The following is a 12,439-nucleotide window of genomic DNA, read 5'->3' on the forward strand; positions in this document are numbered from 1 at the left end:
CAACCTGGCGAAGTTCGCGCTCCACGAGGACGACGCGGGCGAGCCGGGCGACAAGGTCGACGACCTCGATTACACCGAGGCCGACGGCCGCCACTTCTACTGCATCGACGACCTGATCCCCGGCGACTACTGGCTCGTCGAGGAATCCCCGACCGGGTTCCTATCCAACGACGACGTGCCGGTCTCCACGTCGAGCACCGAGACGTGTGCTCAGCGTGTCGACGGAGACGGTCTGATCGGCGGCGCCGACGGGCCGGACAAGACGATCGACAACAAGCCCGCACCGGTCGACCTGACCGTCACCAAGTGGAAGCTGACCCTGAATAACGAGGGCGATCTCGTGCGCTCGACCACCCCGCTGGCCGGCTTCGAGTACACGCTCTACCTCGGCGCCGACGACCAGGGAACGGTCGTGGCGACCAGCACGACGGGTTCCGACGGTGAGACCAACTTCGACGCGGAGATCCTCGAGGTGGACGAGACCTACACGGTGTGCGAGACCCGTACGCCGGACGACAGCGACTACTGGACCGGCGCGGACTGCCAGACGTTCAAGGTGGCGCTCGACACCGACGTCGAGCTGCACTTCGAGAACGAACCGTTGTCTCGGGTCCAGGTGCTGTTCTTCAACGAGACCGGGTTCACCAACGCCACGATCGACTGCGGCGAGGGGCTCGGTGAGGAGCTGACCGGGACCGACGCGGACGAAGCGCTCGAGCTCGATCACCTGCCACTCGGTGACCACCAGTGCACGATCAGCATCAGCAACGGCGGTCCGGGCGACTGAGGCAGCCCGCTGGGGTACGCGCCGGGAGGATCCGCGTGCGTACCCCAGCCGCACGTCCGGTGACGTCCGGGCCGAGCGGGCGCCCCTCACTGCGGCGCAGCCGGTCGGTTGCCGGACGTACGACCCTGCGCGGTTCGATGGAGACGTTCCGTGAATCCACGAGGACCTTCCATTCGGAATCAGGGTTCTCGTTGTCTTGGCGCCGGCTCGCAGTCACCAGCCTCTTCGCCGCGCTCACCACGAACCTGAGCAGATCCGGGACGTCCCGGTGTGTTGTGCCGCTGAGAACAGCCGCGAACCCTTCGGTCTCGGTGAGGTCGAGGTGCCCGGACGTCCCGTGCTCAGGCCGTCGTGAGGGTGCGGGGCGAGCGCCGCCTCGCGCCCGTGCAGCACTTCACGGGGTCGGTCCCCCGCGTAACCGCCCTCCGTCAGGTAGAGCGTCGGCAGACCGAGGGCGCCGATCATGGCTCCGAGGCCTGGGTGGGTTCCCGGCGTGGCCCGACACCGCCAGCTGCCACGTGGGCTCGGCGGTGTCGAGGACCGAGGCTGCGATCACCGCACGGTGGTCGGCCGCGCTGCCCAGCGTGGCGGCATCGGTGACGGCGCGTTTGAAGTAGAGGTGAGCGGGGTGGTCCCAGGTGAACCCGATGCCGCCGAGGACCTGGATCGCCATCGAGGCGACCTGCTGGTAGGCCTCCGAGCACACCGCCTGGGCGATGTTCGCGTCGATGACCGAGGCTGCCGGAGCGGTCACCAGCACCTGGGCTGCGTGGTAGGCGGTCGACCGGGCTCGTTCGACGAGCAGATGCATGTCCACGCACCGGTGCTTGACCGCCTGGAACGAACCGATCGGCCGCCCGAACTGCATCCGGGTCGTCGCGTAGGCGAGACAGATGTCGAGCAGGTGGCGTGCCCCGCCGGCCTGTCCTGCCGCCTGCAGCACGCTCCCGACGGCGAAGGCGCGGTCGAGCACGGCCGGAGCGTCACTCGGGCCGGCCAGGAGGTGTCCTCGCGTGCCGTCGAACCGCAGGTGTGCCCGTCGCCGGGTCAGGTCCATGGTGGACTGCGGGGTCCGCTCGGCCTCCTCGACGGCGAAGAGACCGAGACCTCGTTCGGTCGAGGCGGCGACGAGCAACAGCTCGGCTGCTGCGCCGTCGACGACGTGACGGACCTGGCCGGTCAGCCTGTCGCCCTGGGCGTGCACCTCGACGTGTCCGGGGGTGAACCGCGGGCCCGGCTCGGAGACGGCGAGCGCGGCGGTCCTCTCCCCGTGGATCAGCGGGCCGAGCCATCGGGCGGCTGCCTCGCGATCCGGCAGGGCGAGCAGGGCGGGGATGGCGAGGTGGAGGGTCCCTGTCACCGGGCCCGGCAGCAGCACGCGCCCGAACTCCTCGGCGGCGATCGCCTGATCCACGAGCGTGCCGCCAGCGCCCCCCATCGACTCGGGCACACCGAGCCCGAGGACGCCGAGTTCGGTACCCAGGCGGGCCCACGTGTCTGCGTCGTGCCCGAGCTCCGACTCCATCTGACGACGCACGGCCTCCTCATCGGCGGCGAGGTCGAGGAAGGCCCGCAGCACGCGGCGCAGCACCTGCCGTTCTGACGTGCGGTCGAGGTCATCGTCTCCCGGGTCACCCACGAGGGATCTCACGCCAAGGTCGGTGGGTGTCGATCCGAGGCTCACCCGGGAGGCCGAGGAGCCGTTCGCCGACGATGTTGCGCAGGATGTCGGAGGTCCCTCCCTCGATGGTGTTGGCCTGGGCTCGAAGGAAGCGCTGTTGCACGGAGCTGTCGTCGCTGTCGCGCGCCTGGTAGGCGTCGTAGAGCACGCCGTCGCAGCCCAGGAGCTCGGTGCAGAACAGGTAGATCGCCTGGTTGAGTTCCGCGGTGACCAACTTCCCGATGGAACCTTCCGGGCCGGGGTGGTCCGACGTCGCGCTGCGGGCCATGCGCTCGCTGGTGAACCGCTGGGCTTCTGCTCGGGTCCAGAGCGCGGCGAGCCGATCGCGGAGTGCGGGGGTACGACGGTGGGGGAACCGTGCCCACAGTTCCACGGCATCGTCGATGGCCCGGTTGCCACGTGACCCGGCCCCGTCACCGATCGCCGAACGCTCGTTCATGAGCGTGGTCATCGCGACCCGCCAGCCATCACCGGTGGCTCCGACGCGATGACCATCGGGGACCCGTACGCCGTGGAGGACGACCTGGTTGAACTCGGTCTGTCCGGTCATCTGTCGGAGCGGCCGGACCTCCACACCGGGACTGGTCATGTCGAGCACGAAGCAGGTCAGGCCCTGGTGCTTCGGTCGGTCCGGATCGGTGCGGGCGAGCAACAGCGCGTAGCTCGCGAGGTGTGCCAGGCTGGTCCACAGCTTCTCGCCGTCGACGACCCAGTCCCCTCCGTCGCGACGTGCCATCGTGGCCAACCCGGCCAGATCGGAGCCGGCCCCGGGCTCGCTGAACAGCTGGCACCAGATGTGCTCGCCGGTGAAGAGCGGCCGCAGCAGTGCCTGGCTGAGCGGTGCGGGGGCGTGCGCGACCAGCGTCGGGGCCGCCATGCCGTAGCCGATGGGGTTGAGCTCGAACGGGTCCGCTCCGCCGGCTTCTCGCAGCACGCGGTCGGCCACGACCTGGAGGTTTCGAGGTAGTCCGAGTCCACCGAGCTCCGCAGGGTGGTGGACCCAGGCCAGGCCCGCCTCGTACACCGCGTTCAAGAAGCGGGGGACCGCCACCCGCCGAGGGTCGACGCGCGCCACCAGGCGCTGAGCGATCGCCTCGACGTGCGAACGATCGGCGCTCGGCGGTGGAGCTTCAGCGTCCGTCGCGCTCACGAGATGCTGCCCGCGCCAGCGCTCACACGGGGGTCCGGTACTGCTCACGGAGCCGACGCTTGAAGAGCTTGCCCGATTCCTCACGCGGCAACGCGTCATCGAAGACGACGACCCTCGGGACCTTGTACGCCGCGAGGTGACCAGCCACGTGGGCGCGTACGTCCTCCTCGGTCAGCGCTGCCTCGGCCGCGACCTCGACGTGGGCGGCCAGCACCTCCCCGTACTCCTCGTCGGGCACGCCGAACACGGCGACGTCCTTGACCCCGTCCAGACCGTAGAGACAGTTCTCCACCTCGGCTGGGTAGATGTTCACCCCGCCGGATATCACCATGTCGTTGACCCGGTCGTTGAGGTAGAGGTAGCCGTCCTCGTCGACGTGCCCGATGTCGCCGATCGTCAGGTAGCCATCGTCATCGCCCGGCGAGCTCCCCGGGGCGTCGCCGACGTAGGTGAAGCCCGGCCAGCTCGAGACGGGCTTGCACGAGACGAGCCCGACCTCGCCCGCTGGCAGCTGCGTGCCGCGGTCGTCGACGATCCGGATCACGGCGTCCCGCACGGGTCGCCCGACGGTCCCAGGATGCGCGAGCCACTCGTCGCTCGTGCAGGCGGTGAGGACGCCGCTCTCGGTACCTCCGTAGTACTCGTGCACGATGGGACCGAGCCACTCGATCATCCGGCGTTTCACCTCGGGGGCGCACGGTGCGGCCGCGTGCACGACCGCGACGAGGGACGACAGGTCGTAGGTCGCACGGATCGATGGCGGCAGACGCAGCAGGCGGACGAACATGGTCGGGACGGCCTGGAGGTGATCGATCCGGCGCTCGTCGATCAGCCGGAGCATCCCCTCGGCGTCGAACCGCGGCAGCACGCTGATCTCCATGCCGAGGGCGAGGCAGAACATGGCGTGCGCGTTCGGGGCACTGTGGTACAGCGGCATCGTCACCAGGGTGTGGTGCTCAGGTGCCAGCCCCAGCACCTCACGGACCAGGGCTGCGTTCTGAGCGTTGCGATCGGCATCGACGGGCTCGCGGCGGATGCCTTTCGGAGCTCCGGTGGTCCCCGAGGTGTAGATGGTGCTCAGCGCCGCCTGTGCCGCAGGGCGGGACCACGCCTCACAGCTGGTGGCCCAGTCGTCCAGGCGCGGGTGCTCACCGGTGGGCACGGTCGAGTCGGGCTCCAGCTCGTAGGCGTCGACCACGTCCGGTGGGACCGGTACCTCGACGATCGGCAGGTCTCGTGCCCGCCGCACCGTCGGGACGAGATCCGAGTGGACGAGAGCTGCGACGCTCCCGCTGTGGGCGAGCAGGTGGGCGGTCTCGTCGCCGGACCAGTGCCAGTTGATCGGGACGGGGACGGCCCCGAGCGAACCGATCGCCAGGGTGGCCTCGATGAAGGCGATGTCGTTGCGCAGGACGATCGCGACGTGGTCGCCGGGCTGCACGCCGAGATCGTCGAGGCCGGTGGCGATCCGTGCTGCCCGTTCCCGGACCTGGTCGTGGGTGCGGGTCACGGACCCGCAGTGGATGCGCGGCGGTTCGCTCACGGCGTGCCCTCCTGTCCCGACGACGGCTCGAGGTCGAGCCGGGTCTTCACGAGATGTGGTCACCGACGAACTGTTCGGTCGCGGCGGCCACCTGTGTGGGATCGAAGCTCACCGGCGGCACGATGAGGCGACTGACGCCGAGCTCCGCGTACCGTTCGACGTCGTCGCGCGAGAGCGGGAGCGAGCCGTCATCCCCGGGGGCCACGCCCCAGCTGACCTCGATCTGGTCAGGGTCTCGGTCGGCCGACACGGCGGCTGCCCGCACCTCCTTGAGGAGGCGCTCCAGCGGCACGTCACCGCCGGCGAGTCCGAAGTAGCCGTCCCCGAGCCGGCCAGCCCGCCGCGCTGCGGCGAGCGAACTCCCGCCGACCACGACCGGGACACCCCCTGGGGCTGCAGGTTGCGGGTACGAGCAGGCTCCCTCGAAGGCGTGGTACCGGCCGTCGAAGCCCGGGGAGCTCTGGGTCCAGAGCGCACGCATGACCGCGATGCCCTCCTCGAGGCGTTCCGCGCGGTCGCTCCAGGAGGCTCCGAGTGCGGCGTACTCCTCCCGCATCCAGCCGATGCCGACCCCGAGGACCATCCGGCCCCCGGAGAGCGCGTCGACCGACGCGGCCTGCTTGGCGACGAGGACGGGGTTGCGGTGGGGGAGCACCAGGACGCCGGTGCACAGCTTCAGGGCGTCGCTGTGGGCGGCTGCCCAGGCGAGGAACGCGAAGGAGTCGATCAGCGGCGTCTCCTCCGGCAGCATCAGCCGACCGCTCGGGCTGTAGGGGTAGCGGGAGGTGTAGCCCTTGACCATCACCGGGTGGTCCCCGGTCCACAGCGAGTCGTAGCCCGACGCTTCCGCCGCACGGAGCAGCGTGAGCGCGTGCTCGGGGAAGGCCCAGGGTCCCACGTTCGCGAACCACATCCCGAGCTTCATCGGTGCTCCTTCGCAGTGCGCGGACCAGCAGTATCGTCTGACTAGTCAGCACAGACTGCCAGAGATCGCCGCCGCTTGCAAGGCCCATCTCTCGCTCCCTGATGGCCTTCCCGGGGCGGGATGATCTGACTAGTCGGCGCTGACCGCCTGGGTGCGGACGGGGTACGCTCGCGCCCATGTCCAGTGCCAGCAGAGCCAGCGCCCACCGCCCGACGCCGATCGCGCGGGCCGACGCGACGCGCGCGCGGCTGCTCGATGCCGCGATCTCCTGTCTCGTCGAGCTCGGCTACACCGGAACGACCACGTTGGAGATCCAGCGGCGTGCGGGCGTCTCGCGGGGGTCGCTCCTGCACCACTACCCGCTGAAGGACGACCTGCTGAGCGCTGCTGTGCAGCACCTCGCCGCCAACCACCTGGCCTACCTGAAGACCCGCGCGGCCGAGCTGCTGGACAGCTCCCCGACGATCGACGAGGCGGTGGAGTTCCTCTGGTCCACCTTCGACAGCGACTTCTACTGGGCGACGGTCGAGCTCTGGGTCGGGTCCCGGACCAACAGCGAGCTGCGCACCGCGCTGCTTCCCGGCGAGCTGGAGTTCGCGCGATCGGCGGGTGCGGTGTTCGCGATCGTGTTCGGCGCGGAGGCGAGCGCGCACCCGCGGTTCCGCGAGCTGTGCGAGCTGCTGCTCAGCAGCATGCGCGGTGTCGCCCTCACCTACAGCTTCGATCCCCGGCCGCACACCTCCAACTCGTACGTGGCGATGTGGAAGCGCCTGGCCCACACCTACCTGACCGGTGAGGCCTGAACGCCAGCCGCAGGATGCGTCCCCGCGGCAGCGCCGTCACATGGCGAGGCCCCCGCCGCAGACCAGCGTCTGCCCGCTGACGTAGTCCGACTCGGGGATGCAGAGCAGGTACACCGAACCCGCCGCCTCCGCGGGCGTCCCTGCCCGCCCGAGCGGGATCGAGCGTTCGGCGGCCGCCAGGATCTCGGGGTTCACGCCGACGGCGATACGTCGGCCGTCGACGTCGATCGACCCCCCGCCGCCGGACGGCGTCTCGGTGAGCCTGGTCCTGATCAGGCCGAACGCGACCGTGTTGACGGTGACGTTGTAGCGCCCCCACTCCTTGGCGAGCGCTCGGGTCAGGCCGACGACACCAGCCTTCGCGGCCGCGTAGTTGACCTGACCAGCGTTGCCGCCGAGTCCTGCCAGCGAGGAGATGTTGACGACCTTGCGGCAGGACGCGGACAGGCCACCGGCCCGCTCGCGTTTCGCCGCGGAGGAGATGTGCGGCTGGGCGGCGCGCAGGATGCGGAACGGCGCTCTGAGGTGGACGTCGAGCATCGCGTCCCACTGCTCGTCCGACAGCTTCTGGATGACGGCATCCCAGGTGTACCCAGCGTTGTTGACGATGATGTCCAGACCCCCGAACGAGCTCACCGCGGTGTCGACGAACCGCTCGGCGAAGCCATCCGCGGTCACGTTGCCGACACACGCGACCGCGGAGCCGCCCGCAGCTCTGATGGCAGCCACCGTCGCCTCGGCCGGGTCGGCGTCGAGATCGTTGACCACGATCCTGGCCCCGTCAGCCGCGAGCTTGCGCGCGATCTCGGCACCGATCCCTCGGCCGGAGCCGGAGACGAGTGCGACCTTGCCGTCGAGCTTGCCCATCGGTCCGCGTCCATCCTGTGCTGGTCTGCGGGTCACACCTCGCCCACCGTTGCCCTCAGCCGACCTTCTCGTACAGCGTCACGACAGCGGCGCCCCCGAGACCGATGTTGTGCTGCAGTGCGTGGGTCACGTCCTCGACCTGCCGTGCTTCGGCCTCCCCACGCAGCTGCCACGTCAGCTCCGCACACTGCGCGAGCCCGGTGGCTCCGAGCGGGTGTCCCTTGGACAGCAGCCCGCCCGAGGGGTTGGTGACCACGCGGCCGCCGTAGGTGTTCTCGCCATCGGCCACGAACCGGTCGGCCGTGCCTTCGGGGGTGAGTCCGATCGCTTCGTAGGTCAGCACCTCGTTGGTGGTGAAGCAGTCGTGCAGCTCGCAGACCCGGATGTCCTCCGGCCCGACACCCGCCGCTTCGTAGACCTGGTTCGCAGCGGTGCGCGACATCTCGTAGCCCACCAACCGCATCAGGTCGCCGTCGAAGCTGCTGGCGGTGTCGGTGGTCATCGCTTGCGCAGCGATCGCGACATCGGTGCGCAGGCCGTGTCGTCGAGCGAACCGGCCACTGGTGACGATCGCGGCAGCTGCGCCGCAGGTGGGCGGGCAGCACTGCAGCCGCGTCAACGGACCGAAGACGTGAGGCGACGCCATGACCTGCTCCAGCGTCACCGGATCGCGGAAGACGGCGTACGGGTTGTTGGCAGCGTGCTGCCGGGCCTTGACCGCGACGGCCGCGAACGTCCGTGGGTCGATGCCGTAACGCTCGGCGTACGCATCCCCGCCGCCGCCGAACCACCGGGCGGCCATGGGGGCATCCTCGTCGACGTCGCCGCTCGCACGGGCGACGGCCTCGAGGCGTGCGAACGGTTCCGGTCGGTCGTCCCACTGGGACGCGAGCGCCCCCGGTCGCATCTGCTCGAAGCCGACGGCGAGCACACAGTCCACAGCCCCGCTGGCCACCGCCTGACGTGCCAGCCAGAGGGCCGTCGACCCGGTCGAGCAGTTGTTGTGCACGTTCACGACCGGCACGCCGGTCATACCCACCGAGTACGCGACGTGTTGGCCGCAGGTGGAGTCGCCGTAGACGTAGCCGGCGTAGACCTGCTGGACCCGTTCGTAGTCGAGGTCGGCATCGCAGAGCGCGGCCCGGATGGCCGCCTCAGCCAACACGTCGTAGGGCTGGCTCGTGCGAGGAGTGGCGAAGGGAACCATGCCCACACCCACCACCTGGACTCGATCGTTCATCCGGTTCCCTTCCAGGTCGAACGCTCACCTCCCCCCCGGTGTCGGGGCCTCCGCCGTGCGAGGGCACCGACGACCATCCCCGAACCCGGCGGGCGGGTCCTGGCAGCCGCGTGAGTCGGCGGCCTCGGATCAGCGGGTGGCGGAGACCATCGTGAAGACCACGATCGCGGGTTCATCGCCTCGGTTGCTCCAGGCGTGCCGCGTCCCGCGCTGGACGAAGGTGTCGCCCGGCCGCAGGAGCACCTCGCCGTCCTCGAGCACGGCGTGGAGCTCGCCGGCGACCACCGTGCCGACGTCGACCGTGTCGGTCGCGTGGAAGCCCGCGTCCTCGCCGTCGACCGCGGCCTCCTCGGCGCCCACCGCGCTGAACGCCTCGTCGTAGCCGCCGCCGTCCTGCCACTCCGCATCCGGGGGGAACGCCGCGACCCTGACGAGCACGCCGCCCTTCGGCGGCACCAGGTCGAGCGTGCCCGACAGCGTGCTGTCGCCCAGCACCGGACAGGGCACCGCATCGACCTGCCACACGTCGTTGATCGTCACGACCGGGGTCGGGGCACGGGTCTGCGCTACCTCATCGACGACCACCGCGGACCGGCCGTCCTCGTTCAGCCCAGCGACGACCACTCGGGACGTGAAGTCGGAGACGCTGCTAGCCATGTTGCACCTCGCAGGGCTCGGGTTCCACACGGCCAGCGCCGCGCTCACAGCACCGTAGACACCTGGCGGCGAACAGTCAACGCTGACTAGTCGGAGGATCCTGGTGGTGTCCTGCGGGCCCGGACGACCCCGGCTGGCTCGAACGAGTGCCGTCGCCGCGCCCGTTCCGGACCGGGGCCCGAGCGAGTACCTTGCAGCTCCGAGACCGACGTGCACGTCGGAGAGGTGTGGTGGAGTCTCTCAGGCAGGCCGTGGTTCAGGCCCAGCAGTTGCTCGGCCGCGCGCCGCTCGGGTGGGAGGCGGCGCTGGAGTACGTCGCCGACGTGATCGTGCCGCACGTCTCCCAGTACTTCGTGGTCTCCGTGGAGTCCGAGGACGACCCGAACACCCTCAGCTCGGTCCTGATCCGCTACCGGGACCCGGCCAAGGAGGCGGCCTACCGGCAGCTGGAGGCGATCCGGCCGCTGCACCGTGACGGCCCCTCCATACACGAGCTGGTGTTCCGGACGGGGCGCAGCAGGCTGCGTGACGACTTCGGCAAGCTCGAGCGGTCGCTCGACGTCGTGCCGCCGGACGTGCGCGACCTGATCGTCACCGCGTCGATGGACCGGGCGGCGTCGATCGCGTTGCAGGTGCGAGGCGAGCCCTTCGGGGTGCTGGCGCTGGGCTCGGACCACGATCATCCGCGCTGGTTCACCGAGGCGGATCTGCCGGTGCTGGAGGACCTGGCCCGCACCATCGGGATCGTGATCGACAACGCCCGTCAGCACCGGCGGGCGGAGCAGGCGCTGGCGGACAGCCGCCGGCTCCTGGCGGAGTTCTCCACGGTGCTGGACAGCGCGCCGATCGGCATCGGTCTGTACGACCGCGAGCTGCGCTACCTGCGCTGCAACCCGGCGTTGGCGGCGATCGACGGGTGGGACCGCGACGAGGTGATCGGCCGGTCCCTGGAGGACCTGGCCCCGGACGTGGCTGCCATCGTGGGCCCGTTGATGCGCGAGGTCCTGGACACCGGGGTCCCGGCGATCGGGATGGAGATGTCGGGGTTCACGCCGAACTTCCCGGAGGAGCTGCGCCACTGGCTGGTGTCGCACTACCCGGTGCCCGACAAGGACGGTGAGGTGGCCGCGGTCGCCGCGATCGTGGTCGAGGTCACCGAGCAGCGGCGCATCCGCGATGCGTTGGACGTGCGGGTGCGCCAGCAGGAGGCGATCACCCGGTTGGCCGCGGAGGCGATCTCGGCGACGTCGGTGCAACCCGTGGTCGACCGGGCGCTGGCCACGGTCGCCGAGTGCCTGCCCGCGCCGCTGCTGATCTTCGCCGAGACGCTTCCGACCAGCGACGCGCTACGCGTGCGTGCGGCCCGCACCGACGCGGTGCCCGAACCCGAGCGGCTGGCCGAGGGTGCGGCCATCCTGGCCGGCATCGCCCTGACCGACCACACACCCACCGTGATCGCCGACGCGGCCACCGACCCGAGGCTGGCCGGCCGCCCGCTGGCCGACTGGGCGCCCGCCAGCGGCGTGGCCGTGCCGATCGCCGGTCGGGGCGGCGGCTTCGGGGTGCTGTGCGCCTTCCGACGAGAACCGGCCGCGTTCGCCGACGCGGACGTCGCCTACATCACGGGTGTGGCGGCCGTGGTCGAGGGCGCCATCGGCCGCACGCAGGCGGAGGAACAGCTCGCCAGGGCGCAACGTCTGGAAGCGGTCGGACGGCTCGCCGGCGGGCTGGCCCACGACTTCAACAACCTGCTCACGGTGGTCATGACCAACGCCGACGTGCTCACCACCCAGCCCGACCCGGCCACCCACACGCGCGCCGTGGCCGACATCCGCGACGCCAGCGCACGCGCCTCCGGCCTGGCCCGCCAGATCCTCACCTTCAGCCGCGGCACCCCCACGCCAGTGTCCAGCACGCCCCTCGCGCCGGTGGTGCGCGAGCTGCACCCCCTGCTCAGCAGCCTGCTGCGCACCGACGTCCACGTCGAGGTGGACATCACCGACACCCCCGACCACGTCACCGTTCGGCTGTCCCGCCAACAGCTCGAACAGGTCATCATGAACCTGGCCATCAACGCCCGTGACGCCATGCCCGATGGCGGCCAGGTCCACATCCGCGTCGCACCCATCGGCGGCGACGACGTCCGCATCTCGGTCACCGACACCGGCCACGGCATGGATGCCGAGGTCCGCGCCCGGGCGCTGGAACCGTTCTACAGCACCAAACCCGAGGAGCTCGGCAGCGGGCTGGGCCTGGCCACCGTCTGGGCGCTGGTGCAGGAAGCCGGTGGCGACATCACCATCGACAGCGAGGTCGGCGTCGGGACACGCATCGACCTCACGCTGCCCGCGTCCATCCAGGCGCCACCACCGGTCGAACCCCCCGGCCCCGAGGGAGCCCAACCTCGTTCCTTGCAGAACGCTCGCATCCTGCTCGTGGAGGACCAACCCTCCATCCGCTCGCTGGTCAGCAGCACCCTGGCAGCCGAAGGGTTCGACGTCACCGCCGCCGCCGACGGCCACGAAGCCTGCGCCGTCGACGCCGAACCCGACCTGCTCATCACCGACTTCGTCATGCCAGGCATGAACGGCCAGGAGGTCGCCCGCGTCCTCCGCGGCCGTTGGCCCGGCCTGGCTGTGCTGTACACCTCCGGCTACAGCACCGTCAACGCTGAAGACGAGCTCGCCGACGGTCACTTCCTGCCCAAACCCTTCGGCCTCACCGACCTGCTCGCCGCCATCGACGAGACCCTCGATCCCCATGCGGGCGCCTCACCCAGCTGACCG

10 protein-coding genes are annotated in these 12,439 nt (G+C 70.5%); 3 read left to right on the plus strand and 7 right to left on the minus strand.

The genetic code is table 11. From position 1 onward, the window contains the following. Window positions 1-787: SpaA isopeptide-forming pilin-related protein (locus tag NITAL_RS21870; RefSeq protein ID WP_052668434.1), on the plus strand; the 787-nt coding region annotated here is incomplete at its 5' end. 394 nt (window positions 788-1,181) lie between these two features. Here the strand turns inward: NITAL_RS21870 and NITAL_RS21875 are convergent. From NITAL_RS21875 to NITAL_RS21890, 4 genes are all read right to left on the minus strand, one after another. Beyond that, window positions 1,182-2,438: an acyl-CoA dehydrogenase family protein gene (locus NITAL_RS21875; protein WP_211262593.1), complete on the minus strand. Its 1,257-nt coding sequence runs from the start codon at window positions 2,436-2,438 to the stop codon at window positions 1,182-1,184. Beyond that, a complete protein-coding gene (locus NITAL_RS21880) occupies window positions 2,419-3,519 on the minus strand; it encodes an acyl-CoA dehydrogenase family protein (protein WP_211262594.1) in 1,101 nt (366 codons plus the stop codon). The genes NITAL_RS21875 and NITAL_RS21880 overlap by 20 nt, the downstream gene beginning before the upstream one ends. Before the next feature lie 121 nt (window positions 3,520-3,640). Next, window positions 3,641-5,161, minus strand: a complete 1,521-nt coding sequence (locus NITAL_RS21885) for an AMP-binding protein (RefSeq protein WP_052668435.1) — start codon at window positions 5,159-5,161, stop codon at window positions 3,641-3,643. A gap of 46 nt (window positions 5,162-5,207) precedes the next feature. Continuing rightward, window positions 5,208-6,086, minus strand: coding sequence for a TIGR03619 family F420-dependent LLM class oxidoreductase (locus tag NITAL_RS21890; protein ID WP_052668436.1), 879 nt, complete (start codon window positions 6,084-6,086; stop codon window positions 5,208-5,210). Between the two features lie 176 nt (window positions 6,087-6,262). On the opposite strand from NITAL_RS21890, the gene NITAL_RS21895 reads away from it, so the two are divergent. Next, a complete protein-coding gene (locus tag NITAL_RS21895; RefSeq protein WP_052668437.1) occupies window positions 6,263-6,889 on the plus strand; it encodes a TetR/AcrR family transcriptional regulator in 627 nt (208 codons plus the stop codon). Between the two features lie 36 nt (window positions 6,890-6,925). Here the strand turns inward: NITAL_RS21895 and NITAL_RS21900 are convergent, their stop codons facing one another. From NITAL_RS21900 to NITAL_RS21910, 3 genes are all read right to left on the minus strand, one after another. After that, a complete protein-coding gene (locus NITAL_RS21900) occupies window positions 6,926-7,756 on the minus strand; it encodes an SDR family NAD(P)-dependent oxidoreductase (RefSeq protein WP_052668438.1) in 831 nt (276 codons plus the stop codon). A 55-nt stretch (window positions 7,757-7,811) separates the two neighbouring features. Beyond that, the gene (locus NITAL_RS21905) at window positions 7,812-8,996 is read right to left on the minus strand and encodes a lipid-transfer protein (RefSeq protein WP_052668439.1); all 1,185 of its coding nucleotides are present in this window, start codon (window positions 8,994-8,996) and stop codon (window positions 7,812-7,814) included. A gap of 129 nt (window positions 8,997-9,125) precedes the next feature. Next, window positions 9,126-9,653 carry a cupin domain-containing protein gene (locus NITAL_RS21910; protein ID WP_052668440.1) on the minus strand — a complete coding sequence of 176 codons (528 nt, stop codon included), beginning with the start codon at window positions 9,651-9,653 and terminating at the stop codon, window positions 9,126-9,128. A 230-nt stretch (window positions 9,654-9,883) separates the two neighbouring features. Here NITAL_RS21910 and NITAL_RS21915 point away from each other — a divergent pair, with 230 nt between their 5' ends. Beyond that, window positions 9,884-12,436 (plus strand): ATP-binding protein, encoded by a 2,553-nt coding sequence (locus NITAL_RS21915; protein ID WP_169786928.1) that lies wholly within the window; start codon window positions 9,884-9,886, stop codon window positions 12,434-12,436. Window positions 12,437-12,439: the final 3 nt, after the last annotated feature.

The sequence above is a fragment of the Nitriliruptor alkaliphilus DSM 45188 genome (assembly GCF_000969705.1).
In the GTDB taxonomy this organism is placed as follows: domain Bacteria; phylum Actinomycetota; class Nitriliruptoria; order Nitriliruptorales; family Nitriliruptoraceae; genus Nitriliruptor; species Nitriliruptor alkaliphilus.

Excerpts from the sequence above, each read along its gene's own strand:
- NITAL_RS21905 (WP_052668439.1), bottom strand. The coding sequence starts at position 8,996 with ATGAACGATCGAGTCCAGGTGGTGGGTGTGGGCATGGTTCCCTTCGCC.
- NITAL_RS21890 (WP_052668436.1), bottom strand. The coding sequence starts at position 6,086 with ATGAAGCTCGGGATGTGGTTCGCGAACGTGGGACCCTGGGCCTTCCCC.
- NITAL_RS21895 (WP_052668437.1), top strand. The coding sequence starts at position 6,263 with ATGTCCAGTGCCAGCAGAGCCAGCGCCCACCGCCCGACGCCGATCGCG.
- NITAL_RS21910 (WP_052668440.1), bottom strand. The coding sequence starts at position 9,653 with ATGGCTAGCAGCGTCTCCGACTTCACGTCCCGAGTGGTCGTCGCTGGG.
- NITAL_RS21900 (WP_052668438.1), bottom strand. The coding sequence starts at position 7,756 with ATGGGCAAGCTCGACGGCAAGGTCGCACTCGTCTCCGGCTCCGGCCGA.